Source organism: Oceanococcus atlanticus, from assembly GCF_002088235.1.
Lineage (GTDB): Bacteria > Pseudomonadota > Gammaproteobacteria > Nevskiales > Oceanococcaceae > Oceanococcus > Oceanococcus atlanticus.
Genome location: NZ_AQQV01000001.1, coordinates 1,486,373 through 1,505,088, shown reverse-complemented (window position 1 = coordinate 1,505,088; position 18,716 = coordinate 1,486,373). Strand labels below are relative to the sequence as shown.

General features: G+C 63.1%; 17 protein-coding genes. 14 read left to right on the top strand and 3 right to left on the bottom strand.

Translation table 11 applies throughout. The features are described 5' to 3' along the window. Positions 1-3: 3 nt before the first annotated feature. The gene (locus tag ATO7_RS06985; RefSeq protein WP_407938455.1) at positions 4-411 is read right to left on the bottom strand and encodes an ATP-dependent zinc protease family protein; all 408 of its coding nucleotides are present in this window, start codon (positions 409-411) and stop codon (positions 4-6) included. An 84-nt stretch (positions 412-495) separates the two neighbouring features. Here ATO7_RS06985 and ATO7_RS06980 point away from each other — a divergent pair, with 84 nt between their 5' ends. The 9 genes from ATO7_RS06980 to ATO7_RS06935 all read left to right on the top strand — a co-directional run bounded on the left by ATO7_RS06980 (position 496) and on the right by ATO7_RS06935 (position 12,368). Then, entirely contained in the window at positions 496-801 is a 306-nt protein-coding gene (locus ATO7_RS06980; protein ID WP_083560824.1) for a DUF962 domain-containing protein, read from the top strand. Further along, positions 735-2,060, top strand: a complete 1,326-nt coding sequence (locus ATO7_RS06975; RefSeq protein ID WP_158523082.1) for a hypothetical protein — start codon at positions 735-737, stop codon at positions 2,058-2,060. Before ATO7_RS06980 ends, ATO7_RS06975 begins: the two co-directional genes overlap by 67 nt. A 124-nt stretch (positions 2,061-2,184) precedes the next feature. After that, positions 2,185-5,367, top strand: coding sequence for a DEAD/DEAH box helicase (locus ATO7_RS06970; protein ID WP_083560820.1), 3,183 nt, complete (start codon positions 2,185-2,187; stop codon positions 5,365-5,367). Positions 5,368-5,421: 54 nt separating this feature from the next. Beyond that, on the top strand, positions 5,422-6,819 hold the full coding sequence (locus ATO7_RS06965; protein ID WP_083560818.1) for a pyridoxal-phosphate dependent enzyme: 1,398 nt from the start codon (positions 5,422-5,424) through the stop codon (positions 6,817-6,819). 63 nt (positions 6,820-6,882) lie between these two features. Continuing rightward, positions 6,883-8,769: a tRNA uridine-5-carboxymethylaminomethyl(34) synthesis enzyme MnmG gene (gene mnmG / locus ATO7_RS06960; protein WP_083560816.1), complete on the top strand. Its 1,887-nt coding sequence runs from the start codon at positions 6,883-6,885 to the stop codon at positions 8,767-8,769. A gap of 60 nt (positions 8,770-8,829) precedes the next feature. Next, positions 8,830-9,165: a DUF2834 domain-containing protein gene (locus ATO7_RS06955; protein ID WP_083560813.1), complete on the top strand. Its 336-nt coding sequence runs from the start codon at positions 8,830-8,832 to the stop codon at positions 9,163-9,165. Next, positions 9,152-9,652: a DUF2505 domain-containing protein gene (locus ATO7_RS06950; RefSeq protein WP_083560811.1), complete on the top strand. Its 501-nt coding sequence runs from the start codon at positions 9,152-9,154 to the stop codon at positions 9,650-9,652. Before ATO7_RS06955 ends, ATO7_RS06950 begins: the two co-directional genes overlap by 14 nt. 4 nt (positions 9,653-9,656) lie before the next feature. Next, positions 9,657-10,457: a glutaminyl-peptide cyclotransferase gene (locus ATO7_RS06945; RefSeq protein WP_083560809.1), complete on the top strand. Its 801-nt coding sequence runs from the start codon at positions 9,657-9,659 to the stop codon at positions 10,455-10,457. A gap of 15 nt (positions 10,458-10,472) precedes the next feature. Then, a complete protein-coding gene (locus ATO7_RS06935) occupies positions 10,473-12,368 on the top strand; it encodes a hypothetical protein (protein WP_158523081.1) in 1,896 nt (631 codons plus the stop codon). Here the strand turns inward: ATO7_RS06935 and ATO7_RS06930 are convergent. Further along, positions 12,344-13,804 carry an aminotransferase-like domain-containing protein gene (locus tag ATO7_RS06930; protein WP_083560805.1) on the bottom strand — a complete coding sequence of 487 codons (1,461 nt, stop codon included), beginning with the start codon at positions 13,802-13,804 and terminating at the stop codon, positions 12,344-12,346. The genes ATO7_RS06935 and ATO7_RS06930 overlap by 25 nt on opposite strands. Before the next feature lie 71 nt (positions 13,805-13,875). Between ATO7_RS06930 and ATO7_RS06925 the strand changes: the two genes are divergently transcribed. The 5 genes from ATO7_RS06925 (at position 13,876) to ATO7_RS06905 (ending at position 18,297) form a co-directional block, all read left to right on the top strand. Continuing rightward, the gene (locus tag ATO7_RS06925; RefSeq protein WP_083560803.1) at positions 13,876-14,493 is read left to right on the top strand and encodes a LysE family translocator; all 618 of its coding nucleotides are present in this window, start codon (positions 13,876-13,878) and stop codon (positions 14,491-14,493) included. A gap of 68 nt (positions 14,494-14,561) precedes the next feature. After that, entirely contained in the window at positions 14,562-15,422 is an 861-nt protein-coding gene (gene ttcA, locus ATO7_RS06920; protein ID WP_083560801.1) for a tRNA 2-thiocytidine(32) synthetase TtcA, read from the top strand. Then, a complete protein-coding gene (locus ATO7_RS06915) occupies positions 15,401-15,952 on the top strand; it encodes a GNAT family N-acetyltransferase (RefSeq protein ID WP_083560799.1) in 552 nt (183 codons plus the stop codon). Before ttcA ends, ATO7_RS06915 begins: the two co-directional genes overlap by 22 nt. Before the next feature lie 58 nt (positions 15,953-16,010). Beyond that, entirely contained in the window at positions 16,011-16,640 is a 630-nt protein-coding gene (locus tag ATO7_RS06910) for a LysE family translocator (RefSeq protein WP_083560797.1), read from the top strand. Between the two features lie 73 nt (positions 16,641-16,713). Continuing rightward, positions 16,714-18,297, top strand: a complete 1,584-nt coding sequence (locus ATO7_RS06905; protein WP_083560795.1) for a peptide chain release factor 3 — start codon at positions 16,714-16,716, stop codon at positions 18,295-18,297. Here ATO7_RS06905 and ATO7_RS06900 read toward each other — a convergent pair. Beyond that, positions 18,294-18,713: a PaaI family thioesterase gene (locus ATO7_RS06900; protein ID WP_083560793.1), complete on the bottom strand. Its 420-nt coding sequence runs from the start codon at positions 18,711-18,713 to the stop codon at positions 18,294-18,296. The two genes, ATO7_RS06905 and ATO7_RS06900, sit on opposite strands and share 4 nt — an antisense overlap. Between the last annotated feature and the right edge of the window lie 3 nt (positions 18,714-18,716).

Here is an 18,716-nt window from a genome sequence, read left to right as displayed (position 1 = left end):
AGCCTAGGCGGTTAAAAAGGAGCAGCCGGGGACGACAAAGAGTCTGCCCTCCATCGCCGTGCGCCCGAGCAGCATGCGAAATTTCATCGTATCACGGTCGGTCAGGGTCATTTCGATCTCCCATTCGTCATCCCCCAGGCGCAACGGGGTGGCAATCACGAAACGCTGCTCCTTGTGCCCACCGGAGTCGGTGACCTGGCGGGTGTCGAGCAAAGGTGCCTCGCAAGTGATGACCGTCTCGACATCATCCTGGACCGGGTGCACGCCAAAACGCACCAGATCGCGCCCGTCGCGACGCAAGCGCTCGGTGTAGAACGCATGCAAAGCCGAGGTGCGCGCACCGGTGTCGACCTTGGCCTTGATCTGGCCAATGCCCAGGCCGGGCAGGCCGACCCATTCGCGCCAGCCCACAGCGCTCAGATTTTGTGTGAGCGAATCTCTCGGCTCCACGTGGATTCCTTATACTGCACAGACATTCGAACGTTAGCGCATCTGATGAGTCAGGAATACAACACGTTCACCGAGTTCTACCCGTATTACCTCGAAGAACACAGCAATCGGACCTGCCGGCGCCTGCATTTTGTGGGCTCCACCGGCGGCCTGCTGTGCTTGGCGCTGGCCCTGGTGCAGATGAATCCGCTGTGGATACTGGGCGGCCTGGTGTTCGGCTACGCCTGCGCCTGGGTTGGCCATTTCTTCTTTGAGCACAACAAGCCCGCCACCTTCAAATACCCGTGGAAAAGCTTCATGGGCGACTGGGTGATGTACAAGGACATGTGGACCGGCAAAATCCCGTTTTGAAGCGTGCAGCGCTGACCCTGCTGGGCCTTGCGCTGCTTGTCCTGCTCGGCGCGACCACCTGGATAGCACGGCTCAGCCCTCAGCTGCATGATGTGCTGATGGCGCAGGTCGAAGCCTCGGGGCTGGCCGAGGACGAATCCTCGCAGTTCGATGCCGGCTGGCTGAACGCGCACAGCCAGGGCCGCCTGCGACTCGCGGACAGTTTTTGCAAAGGCTGCGATGTTCTTGATTACAAGGGCGTTATACGGCACGGCCTGGGCGCGCTGCTGAGCGGTGATGTGGCCCTGGCCAGCGCCGACTACGCGCTGAGCTGGCCGCAGCTGCCACTCGACCCCGCCCTGCCGCCATTGCGCATGCGAGCCCAGCAAGCTTTGCGCGACGGGCTCACGCCGGCCCTGCGCGCCACCCTGGCCCTGGACGCCTCGGCGCATGGCTATGATTCCGGAACACACCGCTGGCAGATCGAGCATGGTGGCGTGGCCGGGCAGATTCGCCCCGGCCATCTGACCCTGTCCAGCCCGCGCCTGACGCTCACACGCGACGACACCCTGTGGCTGACACTCGATCAGTTGGCGCTGCAAGCAGCGGCGGCCGATCGCCTGATGCTCGAAGCCGAGCTTGATACGCTGGCCATCGCGCCATGGGATTGGCAAGGCTGCTCGCTGGCGCTGGACTACACCCAGTACGGCATCACCCACAATCTGAATTTTGATCTGCGTCTGGCGCTGAGCAAAGGCCGGCTGGGCGACCAGCCAGAGCACGGCGCGGTCAGCGCAGCGCTCCACGTGGAACGTCTCAACCTCACCGCGACCCGCGCCTTCATCAGTGAACTGCCACGGCTGCTGTCCAATCAGGTCAGCGGCGCCGCCCGCATGATGGGTTTGCTCAGTCTGTACAGCGTGCATGGCCCGGGCTTTTTTGCCGAGCACCCGGCACTCACGCTGCACGCCAGCGATGTCCCGCTGCTGCATGGCCAGGCCGATATCGACGTGAATCTGGCCGTCACGGCGCAGACACGCCGGCCGCCCATGCATCCCATGGAATGGCGCCGCGCGCTGCAGGGCCGCGTCGACATCGTTGCGCCACCGCAGCATCTGTCTGCGTGGTGGCATGCAGCAGCAAGCTTCGTGAACTACGTGACCGGGCTGCCACGTGATTATCACAGCCTGAAGCAGCAGGGCTGGGTTGAAGAGCAAACGGACGGGCGCGACCGGCTACTGATCGTGCTGGATCCACAGCAGGGCCCGCGCAAGCCCTGAAACGTCTTTAAAATCAAAGGCCAGGCTGAGGCAACCAGGAACCGTGCCGAGCGCGGTACAAAAGTGCCGTGACGATGCCCTTGCACGCTGGTAATCTGAAAGATTGTCTATCCGAAAGGGCGCCGTGCAGTACACCGTCGCAGATATCCGCAAAGCCTTTGACCCGGCCACCTTCCGGCGCGGATTGGGCTACTTCGAAGAAGGCCGGGTGCTACGTTTGGAAAGTGCCGACAATGGCCACATCCTCAGCGGCAGTGTGCGCGGCGAAGTGCGTCAGCCCTATTCCACCCAAGTGCAGCTGCGCGAGGACGCACGGCGCTTCTCGTCGCGCTGCACCTGTTCGGTCCGCAGCCAGTGCAAACATGCCGTCGCCCTGTTGCTGGCCGCACTGGAACGTCCGCCCAAAGAGGCCTTGGGTGCCGACATCAGCGCCTGGGTGGACGATTTATTCGAACTGCACCAGGACGAAAAACCGGCCAAGCGCGGCACTGAGCGTGAACCAGGCGGGCTGAGCTTTCATTGCACGTTGCCCTCACACCCCGAGCCACATCTGGCCGTCAGCGTGCAGCGCATGGGCCACGGCGGCAAACCCATGTCGCTCAACGCACGCTGGCAACGCGGGCATATACAGAACGCCGAAATTCGTGGTCTGTTCAATCGCCTGCGCGGCTTTGCCGACGAAAGCCCCTACACCGCGCGCCTGCACGATGCCGGCTCCGGCGCGCTGCTCGAAGATCTGGTCAAAAGCGGCCATTGTCACTGGGAAAACAGCCGCCGCGCCTTGCGCCAGGGCGAGCCCCGCGAGGCCGAAGCGCAATGGCAATTGCACGAGGACGGTAGCCAGAGCCTGACCCTGAGCATAGGACCAGGTATCAAGGTATTGCCGCTGGAGCCCCCGTGCTACCTGGATACGCGCAAGCATGTAGCCGGCCCGATCACCACCGACCTCAGCCCGGCCATCCTGCCGCTGCTCAACCGGGCCCCGCGCATTGCGCCACATCAGGTTGAGGAGTTCATCGAACTGCTGGATCAACGCGGGCTCAGCGGTGTGCCACGCCCGGCGCTGCCACGCGCCCGCGATGTCAGCGTCAGCACGCCGCAAGCACGCCTGGAGCTGATGCACATCGACGATCTGGTCGAACGCGGTGACGGCTTTGTGCCGGACATCTATGTGGCGCGACTGCAGGCCTGCTACCAGGGTTTTGGTTTCAACCCCGGCGAAGGTGAGGACGTGGTCCTGCGCAAGAACGGCAATCAGCTGCTGCGCATTCGCCGCGACCTCAAAGCAGAGCGTGACCTGCTCGCCGAGCTCACCGAGTTTCACGACGTTGCCCTGCCCAACGGGCACAGCAACCAGCAGCGCATCCTTACCCCCTACGACGGACCCAGTGCCTGGGCGGATTTCCTTGATCACCGCATGGCCAGGCTGGAACAGCAGAACTGGCAGATTGAACAACGCGACTCCTTCGACCTGGCCTTGATTGAGCCGGAGCAGTGGCAGCTGCAGACCCGCAGTCGCGACAACGACTGGTTTGAGCTGTCCGCCGGTTTCAAGGTCGACGGCGAAAATCACAACCTGCTTGATCTGCTGGTCAAACTGCTGCGTGAGGCAGACGACCCAAGCGAAGTACTGCCCGCCGACGGCAAACCGCTGATCGTGGACCTTGGCGGTGGCCGCATGTTGCGCTTGCCGCATGAGCGCATTGCACGGGTGCTCAACACCCTGGTGGAACTGTTCCGTGAACACCCCCTCAACCGCGCCGGCAGTCTCAAGCTGCACAAGCTCGACCTGGCACGGCTGGAGCACTGGAGCGAAGACTGGAGCTGGACCCCACCGGATGACCTGCGCGCCTTCGCCCGCAGCCTCAGCGAAGCACCACCTCAGGCCGAAATTCCGGCCAACTTCACCGGCGAGCTGCGGGGCTACCAGCAGGCTGGTCTGGCCTGGATGCAGAATCTTGATCGGCACGGCTTCAGTGGCCTGCTCGCCGACGACATGGGTCTGGGCAAAACCGTGCAGACGCTGGCCCACATTGCCGCCCTGCAGACTCGCGAACCGCGCGGCACCTGCCTGATCGTGGCGCCAACCAGCGTAATCGGAAACTGGCGCGCCGAAGCACGCCGCTTTACCCCGGATCTCAAAGTGCTGCTGTGGCACGGCAAGGAACGCCATGGCGATGGCCTGCGCGACGCCGATCTGGTCATTACCAGCTACGGCACCTTGCTGCGTGACGAAAAAACGCTGGAGCACATGCGCTGGCGCTTGATCGTGCTCGACGAAGCTCAAGCCATCAAGAACCCGCGCGCCAAGATCGCCGGCTGCGTCAAACGTGTCAAAGCCCAGCAGCGGCTGTGCTTGAGCGGCACGCCGATGGAAAACCATCTGGGTGAGCTGTGGAGCCTGTTCGATTTCCTGGCCCCGGGTTTTCTTGGCGACGCGCGCAGCTTCAAGCAGCTCTACCGCACGCCAATCGAAAAGCACGCCGACGAAAAGCGCTCAGCCCAGCTTAGCCGCCGTGTGCAAGCCTTTCTGCTGCGCCGTCGCAAAGAAGAGGTGGCGACCGAACTGCCGCCTAAATCCGACATTCTGCGTACCGTCACTCTGGGTGACGAGCAGGCCGAACTGTACGAGACCATTCGCCTGTCGATGGAGCAACGTATCCGCGACGCCGTCCACCAACAGGGCCTGGAGCGCAGCCAGATCGTCATTCTGGATGCCTTGCTCAAGCTCCGCCAGATTTGCTGCGACCCACGCCTGGTCAAGCTCGAACAAGCCATCCAGGCCTGCGAGTCCGCCAAACTTCAGGCGCTGATGGACATGCTTGGCGATCTGATTCCGCAAGGCCGCCGTGTTCTGGTGTTCTCGCAATTCACCGAAATGCTCGCCCTGATCGAAGATGAGCTCAATCAGCGCAAGCTGCCGTACCTGAAGCTGACCGGGTCTACGCGCAATCGTCAGGAACTTGTCGATGCTTTCCAGCAAGGCACGACACCGCTGTTTCTGATCTCGCTCAAGGCTGGCGGGACCGGCCTCAACCTGACCGCAGCCGATACCGTCATCCACTATGACCCCTGGTGGAACCCGGCGGTGGAGAATCAGGCCAGTGACCGTGCTCACCGAATCGGGCAAGACAAGCCGGTCTTCGTGTACAAACTCATCTGTGAGAACACCGTGGAAGAACGTATCCAGCTCATGCAGGAGCGCAAGCGTGCTTTGTCGCAGCAGATTTTCCAGGCTGAGGACAATGCGCTGGGCGAAGATGATCTGGAATGGCTCTTGCAACCGGTGCAGGATGCGCGTCAATAAGGCCCGTAAAATTGTTTAGTATCCCCAGAGGAACCCGGCCGAAGGAGCACGGCAATGCAACATGATCAAATCGGCGGACAAGATGCGCTGGTTGAAGAACTCGAGCGCATGCTCAGCGAGCAGTTGCTGCTTAACCCTGATGATCTGAAACTGCGTTTGCGCCTGGCCCGGGTTCACGCACAGCTCAAACGTAAAGATGCTTTCCTGGGCGAAGCTCAGGTGGTTTATCGACTGGTCAAGGGCGAGAAGAAGCACCCGGCGCTGATCCAGATTGCTGATCTGGCCAGCAAACTGGGCGTCGACGCTGAACTGATCAGCAAACGCGGTGACGCCGGGCATCAACGTCGTCTGGGCGAAGATCAAGCCTCTCGCGATTACTTCCTGCATCTGGAAGAGCGCTATCGCGAACTCAGCAGCAAGGCCAGCCTTGTACAGGCGCTGGACCGCGTGCTGCTGCGCAACTTCAATCGCCCGTCATCGCTGATGCATGCACAGCGCTTCTCTGACAGCAACGGCGGCGCCCAAATCGCGCTGAAACGCGAAGATCTGATGGGCAGCGGCAGCAAGCTGGTCATGGCGGTTACCGGCCAGGTGGTTATGGCTCGCCTGCTCGGCTACAAGGTGGTGGTCACCGGTAGTCAGAACCTGCGTACCGGTGTGTTGATGGCCTCGATGGCGGCTCGTCTGGGTCTGGGTGCCGTGGTCTATGTCAACGAACGTCTGGCCACGCAGAATTCCGCCGCCATCCTGCACATGCGCTGCGTTGGCGCGCGCATCGAGAGTGTCGACGGCCGGCAAACCGCGCGCGATGAGGCGGTCGACGATTGCATACGCAGTGAAGACCATCACTTCCTGGTCATGGGCGTTGATGCGGCCCCTGCACCTTTCCCGGAACTGAACCAGCAGCTGATCAGTGCGCTGGGGCGCGAGGTTCGAAGCCAGAGTCAGGCCATGTTCAAGCGCACGCCGGATCTGCTGGTCAGCCGCGGCAGCAATACAGCGGATGCCTTCGGCTTTTTTGATCCCTATCTTGACCAATCCGGCACCCGGTTGGTGGCGGTCGAGGCCCGCGACACCCTGCAAGCAGACTCGGGTGGTGATAAAGACCCGTTCAAACGCAATGTGCAGCTCAGCGCCTCTCAGCTGCAGCAAGCTGAGACCATTCTTGAGGGTTCCGAATACCCGGCGGTGCGTCGTGAGCATGCCAAGTACAAAGACAGCGGTCGGGTGGAGTACGCCAAGGGCTCAAGCAGTGATGCCCAGGCTGCACTCAAGGGCTTTGCACGCGATGAAGGGCTTATTTTGCCGATCCGCACCGCCTACGCCGTGGGTTGGGCTGCACGCGAAGCACGCGAGATGGGCAAAGAACAGGTCATCATCGTCAACATGGTCGAGCCTTACGACAAAGATCTGCGTGATGTGGCAAGCGCTTTGGGCTACGCCAGTTACTGAGATTTGGGTGGTCAAGAATTGATCACCTATAATTAAGGGTTCGCCTTGCCCGGGGTCAGCCCCATGAATTTGCAGCAAACCTTTGATGTCATCGTCGTCGGCGGTGGCCATGCCGGCACCGAAGCCGCGCTGGCCGCTGCGCGCAGTGGTGCGCGCACCCTGCTGCTGAGCCAGAGCATCGAAACCCTGGGCCAGATGAGTTGCAACCCGGCCATCGGTGGCATCGGCAAGAGCCACCTGGTCAAGGAAATCGACGCCATGGGCGGCCTGATGGCGCGCGCCGCCGATGCTGCAGGTATCCAGTTCCGCCGTCTGAATGCACGCAAGGGCCCGGCTGTTCGCGCGACCCGCGCCCAGGCTGACCGAGCGCTGTACCGCGCATTTGTGCGTCAGGCCCTGGAAAACCAGCCGAACCTGACCCTGTTCCAGCAAAGCTGTGCTGACCTGATCGTCGAAAATGGCCGCGCCGCCGGTGTCATGACCGAGATGGGCTTGCCGCTGCGTGCCCACGCGGTGGTGCTCACCGTGGGCACCTTTTTGGGCGGACGCATCCACATCGGTCTGTCCAACTACCAGGGCGGTCGGGCCGGCGATCCGCCATCCAATCTATTGTCCGAGCGTCTGCGCGCGCTGCCATTCCGGGTCGGCCGCCTGAAAACCGGCACGCCGCCGCGCATCGATGCACGCAGCATCGATTTCTCACAATTGGAGGAACAACCCGGCGATCAGCCGCGCCCGGTATTTTCCTTCATGGGTTCACAGGCCGACCATCCGCCCCAGGTGTCCTGCCATATCACCTACACCAGCGAGAAAACCCACGACATCATTCGTAGCGGGCTGGATCGTTCACCCATGTATTCGGGCAAGATCGAGGGCGTGGGACCGCGCTATTGCCCCTCGGTGGAAGACAAGATCGTGCGTTTCGCCGACAAGGACCGCCATCAGATCTTCATCGAGCCCGAAGGCCTGAACACCCACGAGGTCTACCCCAACGGCATTTCCACCTCGCTGCCGTTTGATGTGCAGGTCGAATTCGTGCGCTCCATCGCCGGTTTCGAGCAGGCCCACATCACGCGCCCCGGTTACGCCATCGAGTACGACTATTTCGATCCGCGCGATCTGAATTACTCGCTGGAAACCCGCCACATGCCGGGCCTGTATTTCGCCGGCCAGATCAACGGCACCACCGGTTACGAGGAAGCCGCGGCGCAAGGCCTGCTGGCCGGGCTGAACGCGGCCCGTGCGGTACGCGGTGAGACCGCCTGGCATCCGCGTCGTGATGAGGCCTACCTGGGTGTGCTGGTCGATGATCTGATCACCCGCGGTGTGGCCGAGCCGTACCGCATGTTCACCAGCCGCGCCGAGTACCGGTTGCGCTTGCGCGAAGACAATGCGGATCAGCGCCTGACCCCGATCGCCCGCAGCATGGGGCTGGTCGATGACGCCCGCTGGCACGCGTTCGAAGCCAAGCAGCAGGGCGTGCACCAGGAGCTTGAGCGCATGCACAAGACCTGCATCCAGCCGCAGGATGTGGATGCCGATCTGGCCGCCGATCTGTTTGGCGAGCCGTTGCGTCACGAATACATGGCTTTCGATCTGCTGCGCCGGCCCGGTGTGAGCTACCGCGCGCTGCATCGCATCGAACGCCTGGGTGCGGGTCATCACGACGATCAGGTCGCCGAACAGATCGACATCGAAGCCACTTACTCCGGCTACATCGAACGCCAGGATGCCGAGATCGAGCGCCTCAAATCGCTGGAAAACACCGCCATTCCGGCAGACATGGACTACGACGCGGTGCAGGGCCTGTCCAAGGAAGTTGCCCACAAGCTGAGCAAAGCCCGACCGCTGAGCATCGGCCAGGCGTCGCGTCTGGAGGGTCTGACCCCGGCTGCCATCTCGCTGCTGCTGATCCACCTGCGCCGGGGCAAGGTTCAACGCGCCTCGTAACACACGGCTGGCATCCCCCGGGTCGGCGCGGGATAATCCGGCGACACACGGGGGAGATTCATGAAGAACGTCTATTTTTTGCTCGCCATAGCGGGCGCGGCACTGCCCATGCTGGCCTTGGCCGGGGTGTTTGGCGGCGAGCCGTTGCCTCAGCCGCAATACTGGTTACAGGCGCTCTACGCCAATGTGGGCAGTGGCGCGGCATTCACTGATCTGGCCTGGGCCTCCCTGGTGTTCTGGCTGTTCGTTTTCAGCGAATCGGCCCGGCTGGGCATGCGCAAACCGTGGCTGTGGGTATTGCTCAACTGTTTTGTTGGTCTGTCCTGCGCCCTGCCGCTGTTCCTGTGGGCGCGTTTGCGCCGCATGGAAGCCGAGGAACGTCATGCAGCGTTTTGAGCGGAACAGCACTTTGCCGGCACCGGCCGACGCGGTGATTGCGGCCATCGCCAGCGAAACCTATCTGCACTACCGTTACGACGAAGCCGGTGTGGAGCACTACGAGATCGAGATTCGCGAAGACTCGCCGACGCGTTTCGAAAGCCGCGTGGTCCGCCATGCCGGCACCGACCGGGTTCCGAGTTTTGCCCGCAAATTCACCGGTGATCGCGTCACGATCGTGCAAACGCAGTTCTGGGACCGGTCGGCGACGCCGTACACCGGCGAACTGCACCTGGAGCTTCAGGGTCTGCCCGGGCACATTCTGACCCGTCTAAGCCTGCGCGATAACGGCGATGGCACTTCGACCCTGCAAGGTCACGGCGAGGTCGAGGCGCGCATCCCGCTGGTCGGCAAACGCATCGAAAAAATGCTGCTCGACAAAGTCGGCGACGGCTTTGAACACAGCGCGCAGAAAATCCGCGACTATCTGACCGAACAGGGCTGAATCCGTGCCGGGGCGGCTTGTACTGGCCGTGATCGGGCTGATGCTGATCAGCCCGGCCCAGGCGCAAAGCTGCCCGCCCGCAAGCAGCCTGGCCTACACCGTTATTGATCACACCGCCCGCGACGGGCGTTACTTCACCCAGGGGCTGGTGTTCGTCGACACTGTGCTGGCCGAGAGCACCGGCCTGTACGGACGCTCGCAGATCATCCTGCATCAGCCCGGCGGGCGTGAACACCTGAATCTGCCGAAGCGCCTGTTTGGCGAGGGCCTGGCCCTGCACAACCAGCGCTTGTGGCAGCTCAGCTGGAAAGCCGGTCAGCTGCGCGTTTACACCCTGCAACCACTGGCTCTGGAAAAAACCCTGCGCTACAGCGGCCAGGGCTGGGGCCTGGCTCATGATGGCCAGCGTTTCATCCGCAGCGATGGCAGCGCCACGCTGCATTTTCACCACAGCGCGGATTTCCAGCCCATGGGCCAGCTGAACGTGCGCGAGGGCGAACGCCCGATCGCCCGGCTCAACGAGCTGGAGTGGGCCAACGGGCACCTGCTGGCCAACATCTGGTTCAGCGAACGCATCGCGCGGATTGATCCGGATAGCGGCTGTGTCGATGCCTGGCTTGACCTTGGCGGCCTGTGGCCGCAAGCGATCCGCCCGGATCACGCGGATGTGCTCAATGGCATGGCATGGCATGCTGGGCGAAAAGAATTGTGGGTGACCGGCAAAAACTGGCCGCGCATCTACCGCCTGGATGTTCCGGCGCTGAAAAGCGTTGCGGAGCACGGCGAACGCATAAAAACAAAATGATATTGAGGACGACACATGCCCCACCTGAACTGCCTGACCGAAGGCCGGTCGAGCCGTGGCACGCGCTTGCCAGCCGTCGTGCTGGTCTTGCTGACAAGCCTGCTTGGCGCTTGTGGCGACACCAGCACGCACATCACTGACGCCACGCGCGGCGCGACCCCAACACCGCAGGCCAGCGCACAACCCACGCCCAGCGCCAGTCCGACAGCGCAGCCGAGCGCATCGCCCACGGCCAGCCCCGGCGTGAGCCCAAGCGCAAGCCCGAGTGCAAGCCCCAGCGCCGGCCCAAGCCCGCAACCCAGCGCATCACCCACGCCTTCGCCCCAACCCTCACCCAGCAGCACACCCGGTGCGACTCAGGACATGCCTTTGGTGACCCTGGATCAGGTTTGCACCGCCGGGCTGCCGGATGCACTGGCGCCACTGTGCACCGAGCTGGGCAAAGCCACCGCCGAGCTGGCCACGCAGTGTGATGGCGCCACCGGCTCAGCGGCTTGTCAGACCCTGAACGGCAATCTGTATGCCCTGGTCCACGCCTGCTACCGCGACGGCCAGGCCCTGTTCGGCGATCAGACCCGCAGCTTCTGCAAGATTGCCGATACCCTGGTGTCCGGCGCCGCGGCGTATTGCCGCCAGCTGCCGGGCGCGCCGCCCGAGCTGTGCAGTTTGATGTCCGAAAGCCTGATCGCGGACAGCGTGATCCAGGAGTATCAGGCCTCGGTCTTGCACACCGCACATCGCCTGCAGCGCGAACTGGCGGCATCTCTGCCACTGCGGCATACCCTGTACGTGTCGACCCACAACAGCTACAACGCCACCGCCGCCAACACCCCACCGACCCTGTCCGGCTCGGATGCCAACCAGCGCTATGTCATCGTCGACCAGCTGCGCATGGACGTGCGCGGCCTGGAAATTGATGTGCACTGGATGCCCTCGCTCATCGATGGCGGCTTTCGGCCCACGGTATGCCATGGCAACGTTCAGCATCTGGGTTGCACCTATGAGCGCAGCTTCCGCGAGGAGCTGAGCGAACTGCGCGGCTGGCTTGATGCCAACCCGCAAGAGGTGGTGATCATCGGCCTGGAAACCCGCTTCAGCGAACCGTTTGATGAGTATCTGGGCGATGGCAAATACGCCGCCGCCTCGGCCGACATCGAAGCCACGGTCGGCGAACGGCTGTTTCGTCCCGGCATCGACACCCCGCACACCTGTGAACAAGGCCAACCGCTGGATGTCAGCGTGACCGAGGTGCGCGCCGCCGGCAAACAGCTGATCATTTACGGCGACTGCAACTACGGCACGGCCGAGGGCGCCAATCTGGTCTTCAGCACCCAGGGCACTCACACCCAGCGCGGTGGTGGCTCTTATATCGGCATCCAGGCGCCGCAGGCCTGCGGCTTCAGCCTCACCGATCTGGACACCAAATGGGTGCGTTACTACGAAGACGGCACGCTGGTCGGTGCACTGACCGGGGTGGACCGACAGGCCAATATCGCCGAAGTGACCGAGATGGCCCGCTGCAATATCAACATGCCTTCGCTCGATCATCTGCTGCCGTTTGATGGCCGCATGCAAGCCCTGATCTGGAGCTGGGATGTGGGTGAACCGGCTCAAAGCGAGGGCCCACTGCGGGCCGTGCACAACGCGAACGGCCACTTTCAGGCGGTGGCCGCCGCCAACGCCCCGGCGCTCAAAGCCTGTGCCGACCCGCAACAGGCCGTGGTGCTTGAGGATGCCTTGAACCTGGCCCGCTGGCGCATCGCCGACAGCTGCACAGCCCCCTACTTGTGGGCCACGCCACGCCATGGCCTGGACAACGAGATTCTCAAGCAGGTCAAACAGAGCAGCGGCGTCGAGCGCGTCAGTCTGTCACTGCGACGAGCGGCTCAAGGCGAGTGGCTGGCCGACTGAGACTGCGCCAGATGCTGGCGGCACAGCGCACCCAGACGGGCCACTGCCGCCTGCATGGCCGGCGTGATGCGATGGCCGCAGTTTAGCCGCAATGAATCGGCAAAACCCTGGCCACTGGCACTGAACAAAGCACCCGGCGCGAACTCCAGACCCTCGCTGATCGCAGCCCGGTAGATCTCCAGGCTGTTGCTGCCCGCCGGCAGCTGTAGCCAGAGCAGAAAACCGCCGCTGGGCTGAACCACCCGTGTTTCAGGCGGAAAGTGCTCGGTTATGCAACCCATCACCTGCTCGACCTGATCCTGGCAGGCCTGCCGCAGGCGGCGCATGTGACGCACGTACACGGCGCCTTCAAGCACCTCGGCCAGAGCCGCCTGCAATAGCGGTGCGGTGCTCACCGAGGTGGCGAATTTCAGCGCACGGACGCGCTCGACATGGTGCCCGGCAGCGATGTAGCCCACCCGAGCACCCGGCGCCAGGGTTTTGGAGAACGAGCCGCACACGATAACTTCGGCGCGGGCGTCAAAATGGCGCAACGGTCGTGGCCGCTGCGCCGCGTAATGCAGATCGCCGTACAGATCGTCCTCGACCAGCGCAACGCCATACCGCTGGCACAGCGCAACCAGGGCTTGCTTGTCGGCATCGGGCAGGGTTGCGCCCAACGGATTGCTCACTGTGGGACATAGCAGACAGGCTTTGATGCGCTCGCCGCCCGGTGCTTGCAGCACCTCGGCCAGAGCCTCGACCGAGAGACCGCTGCGCGGGTGTGTGCGAACCTCGCAAGCCTTGAGTTTGAGCGTTTCCAGAACCTGCAGAAAGCCGAAATAGCAGGGTGATTCGACGGCCACGCTGTCACCGGACTGGCACACCGCGCCCAGTGCCAACTCCAGCGCTTCCATACCCCCGTTGGTGATCAGTAACTCGGATGGATCGAGCACCGTTTCGCAGCGCAGGTAATGCGCCACCAGCCAGCGGCGCAGGCGCAGCGAGCCATCCAGCGGACCGTAGCCGCTAAGCAGCTGCGGCCTGGTGCGCGCCAGTCGTGCGGTGGCTTTCTGCAAAGCCTGGATCGGCAGCAGCTCCGGGTCCGGCAGGGCGGCGCCCAGCGGGGCCGCGCGTGGCGGCGACGGCGCTTCACCAGGAAACATCTGGGTAATGACATCGCTGATGCGCACGGCACGGCTGTGCGACTGAGGTGGGCGAAACTGCGGTTCGGCCATGGGCGCGGGCGCTCGCCGTGCGAAATAACCAAGGCGCGGACGCGCCTCGGCCAGCTGACGCTGTTCCAGCACGCGCAGCGCGCTCACCGCGGTGGTCGCACTGACACCACGCTGCGCCGCAAGCTCACGCACCGAAGGCAGCTGACTGCCGGCTGCGATGTGCCCGCTGTTGATGAGGCGGGCGATGTCATCGGCTATGCGCTGGTAAGCCGCATCCATGTTCTGTACTGGTCAAAATTCAGTTTTATTGTACCTGTACTGGTTTTGTGTGCTGACCTAAATTGCGCGCCATGAACAGTGCACTTGAATCCGGCTTCGCCTGGCAGGCTCTGAGCCTGCTGGCCTTCAGCTCGGCTATCACCCCTGGCCCCAACAATCTGATGCTGCTGGCGTCCTCGGCCCGCTTCGGCCTGCGTCGCACGCTGCCGCATCTGGGCGGGGTGCTGGCCGGCACGCTGAGCATGGTGACCCTCAACGTGGTCGGTCTCGGCGCACTGATGCTGGCCTGGGCGCCATTGCTCAATCTGCTCAAGTTCGCCGGTGCCGGCTACCTGTGCTATCTCGCCTGGCGCCTGACCCTGGCGCAACAGACGCCGGGCCAGCAGAACACCAGCGCGGCCGGCGCACAGCCGTTAACCTGGCGCCAGGCTGCGGTGTTTCAGGTCATCAACCCCAAGGTCTGGATGATGGGCCTGGCCGTGGCCACCACGCTGGGGCAGGTCGGGCTGAGCGACGCCGCCTTCGGTATCGCGCTGTTCTGCGCCATCGCCTTTCCCTGCGTACTGCTGTGGGCCATGTTCGGGGTGGTGATGCTCAGACTGCTGACCACACCCCGCGCACGGCGTGTTTTCAACGTTACGGTCTGTGCCATGCTGCTGGCCACCGCCGCCATGATCATGCTGGCGTAGCCACGCCGACCCTCGGCAGCATGCTCGCAAACGCCGTAAAATAGGCTTTTTTCGAGCGTTTCTTCGCGATGTCCCAAGCCGCCACAGATCCCCGTCGGGTCAAGCTGGAAGAGAACAAGCTGGCCAAACGCCTGCGCCGTCAGGTCGGTCAGGCCATCGCCGACTACAACATGATCGAAGAGGGCGACAAGATCATGGTCTGCCTGTCGGGCGGCAAGGACAGCTACACCATGCTCGACATCCTGCTCAATCTGCAGGCCAGCGCCCCGGTGCACTTCGAGCTGGTCGCGGTCAATCTGGATCAGAAACAGCCCGGCTTTCCCGAGCACGTTCTGCCGGATTATCTGAGCGGGCGCGGCATTCCCTTCCACATCCTTGAACAGGACACCTACAGCGTGGTCGAGCGCGTGGTGCCGGAAGGGAAAACCCAGTGTGGCCTGTGCTCGCGCCTGCGCCGCGGCGCGCTGTACAGCTATGCCGAAGCCGAAGGCTTTACCAAGATCGCGCTGGGTCACCACATGGACGACATCGTCGAAACCCTGTTCCTGAATCTGTTTTTCGGCGCACGGCTGGCCGCCATGCCGCCCAAACTGCGCTCCAACGACGCACGCAACGTGGTGATCCGGCCGCTGGCCTACACCCGCGAAAGCGATATCGCGCATTACGCCGCCATCCACGAGTACCCGATCATTCCGTGCAATCTGTGCGGCTCGCAGGACAATCTGCAGCGGGTTCAGGTCCGGCGCATGATGGACGAATGGGAACGCAACCATCCTGGGCGCACCCAGCAGATTTTCAAAGCCCTGCAGAACGTCGCGCCCTCACAGCTGGCGGATACGCAACTGTTTGATTTTGCGAACCTCAGCACACAACCGGCCCACGCCGAAGCGCGCGAGCAAGCGGTGACATGGCTGAACGCCAAGGGGTGACAGCGACCTGCACCGTGCGCGCCATGAGCCTGCACGACCAGGCGGCTCTGAGCGCGCACTTTGCCCGCCACAAGGCCGAGTCCGGCCGTGATGGCATCCACTTCATGCCCTATCTTGCGGACAGCGACCAAGGGCCGCGCGGCGCCGACTTAGCGGCACTGGAGCAGCCTCTGGATGAGCCCGGCTGGCAGCGCTGGTTCGTGGCCCAGGCGCCCGACGGGCGCATCGTCGGTCACCTCGATCTGCGTGGCGATCGTCTGCGCACCGCCCGCCACCGCTGCACGCTGGGCATCGGTATCGAGGCCAGCCACCGGGGCGCCGGCGTCGGGCGCCGACTGATGCAGCAAGCGCTCGACTTCGCCCGTCAGCAAGTCGGCCTGGAGTGGGTCGAATTGTGGGTTTTTGGCAACAACCGCCCGGCGATCGCGCTTTATCAGCGCATGGGATTCCAGACCATCGGCACCACCCCCGATCAGTTTCGCTTTGGCCGGGTTTGCGTCGATGACATCCACATGGTGCTGAAGCTGTAATCCGCACTGGCGCAAGCCATGCGGTGTTGAGCCAGCTCCTTTGACCGACTGAGCGCACATGAACGCGGACACCACCATCGCATTGTTCAGCGCATTGTTTGTGCTTGCGGTGGTCCCAGGCCCCAGCGACCTCGCGGTTGTGGCACGCGCGGTATCGGCCGGCTTTCGACAGGCCGTGTGGATGGTCGCGGGGATCGTCATCGCCGATGCGCTATTGATTATGGTCGCGATCACCTCAGTCGCGGCCCTGGACGGGTGGATTCAGGGCCTGACCACCTGGCTCAAGCTGCTCGGCGGCCTGTTTCTGGTCGGGCTCGGTCTGGTCAGCTTGCGCGCCGAGCCCACGGCGCACCCGGCGACCACGGACAGAACACCCGCCCGCGGCGCGTCCAGCATCCTGAGCGGGTTTCTGATGACCCTGGCCGACCCAAAAGCGGTGCTCTTCTATATGGCTCTGCTGCCCGCATTCACCGACCTGTCGCAGCTGGGCAGCCGCGATGTGTTGCTGATCTTGCTCGCCGCCACCCTGGCCATTTGCAGCGTCAAGCTGAGCTATGCGTGGCTGGCGGGGCGCGCCAGTGGCTTGATCGAAAGCCGCGGGTTCCAGCGCACGATGAATCGGCTGGGTGCCGCGCTGCTGCTCGGCATCGGCAGCGTTTTGCTGATACAAGCCTGGCGTGCGTTGTAGCGCCGAATGCCCGGCTCGTTCGGCGCCGCACCAACTCACGTAGAATGGGCGGTTTTCCTCGTTGCCTAGACTCATGCCGGCCAACATCGCGCAAGAAGCGGCCAAACGTCGCACCTTCGCCATCATTTCCCACCCCGATGCGGGGAAAACCACCCTGACCGAAAAGCTCTTGCTGTTCGGCGGTGCCATCCAGCTTGCCGGCACGGTGAAAGGGCGCAAAGCGGCCCGCCACGCCACCTCGGACTGGATGAAGATGGAGCAGGAGCGCGGGATTTCGGTCACCACCTCGGTGATGCAGTTCCCCTACAAGGAGCGCATCGTCAACCTGCTCGACACCCCGGGCCACGAGGACTTCTCCGAGGACACCTACCGCACGCTGACCGCAGTGGACTCCGCGCTGATGGTGATCGACGCCGCCAAGGGCGTGGAAACCCGCACCATCAAGCTGATGGAAGTGTGTCGCCTGCGCACCACGCCGATTGTCAGCTTCGTCAACAAGCTCGACCGCGAAGGTCAGGAACCGATGGCCCTGCTCGATGAAATCGAGGAGGTGCTCAACATCCGCTGCGCGCCCATCACCTGGCCGATCGGCATCGGGCGCGCCTTCAAGGGCGTCTACCACCTGCTTGAAGATCGCTATTACCTGTACAGCGGCAAGGGCGACAAGATTTCCGAGATCGAAACGGTTGAGGGGCTGCACGCCGATGGCATCGAAGCCAAGCTGGGCGAACCCTACGCCACCTTCATGGATGAAGTTGAACTGATCAAGGAAGCCGGCACCCCGTTTGATCTGGAGGAATACCGCGCCGGCCGCCTGACCCCGGTGTTCTTCGGCTCCGCGATCAGCAATTTCGGCGTTCGCGAACTGCTCAATGGCTTTGTGGAATGGGCGCCGGAGCCGCAGCCGCGCGAAGCCGACACCCGCCCAGTGCCCTGCGATGACCCCAAGCTGACCGGCTTTGTCTTTAAGATCCAGGCCAATATGGATCCGAATCACCGTGACCGCATCGCCTTCATGCGGGTGTGCTCCGGGCAGTACAAGAAGGGCATGCAGCTGTACAGCGTGCGGCAGGGCAAATCGGTGCGCATTTCCGATGCCGTGACCTTCCTCGCCTCCGAACGCGATGCCGCGGAAACCGCCTACCCCGGTGACATCATCGGTCTGCACAACCACGGCACCATCGCCATCGGTGACAGCTTCTCCGAAGGCGAGAACCTGCGCTTCTCCGGGGTACCCAACTTTGCCCCGGAACTGTTCCGTCGTGTGGTGCTCAAGGACCCGCTCAAGGCCAAAGCTTTGAACAAGGGTCTGGATCAGCTGTGCGAGGAGGGCGCCACCCAGGTGTTTCGGCCGCTGATGGGCAACGATGTGATCCTGGGCGCCGTGGGTGTGCTGCAGTTCGACGTGGTGCAGAACCGCCTGAAGGATGAATATCGGGTTGATTGCGTGTTCGAGAATGCGCAGATCCACACCGCCCGCTGGTGCTATGCCAAGGACGACAAAGCCTTGCGTCAGTTCAAGGACAAGCAGCAGGAAAAGCTCGCCGAAGACCACTCCGGCGCGCTGGTCTACCTCTCAAGCAGCCGGGTCAATCTGGATATGGCCATCGATCGCCATCCCGACGTGCGGTTCGAGGCGACCCGCGAACACGGCTAGCTGCCGGTATCCGACCGCGGCGGAATCGAGTACGTTCCGGTGGCATGGGCCACCGGCTGCTCGAAACCCTCGGAATACAGCGAGACCTCGCCGTAAAACAGGCTCTTGCCAACCTTGAGCGGACGCGCCTCGGCGATGACCGCACAATCGGCAGCCGGCTTGCGCAGGAAGTTGATGTTCAGATTGGTGGTGACAGCCAGCGGGATAATGCCCACGGCAGCTAGCACCGCGACATACAGCGCCGCGTCGGCAGCGGCCATCAGGGTGGGTCCGGACACCGTCCCACCGGGGCGCAGGTGAGCATCACCGATGTCGATACGGATGCGCGACAGGCTCGGGCCGGCATTGAGCACTTCACCGTTGAACTGCGGAAAGTCGCGCGCCAGAAAGGCTTTGATGTGGTCTTCGTGTGTCATGAT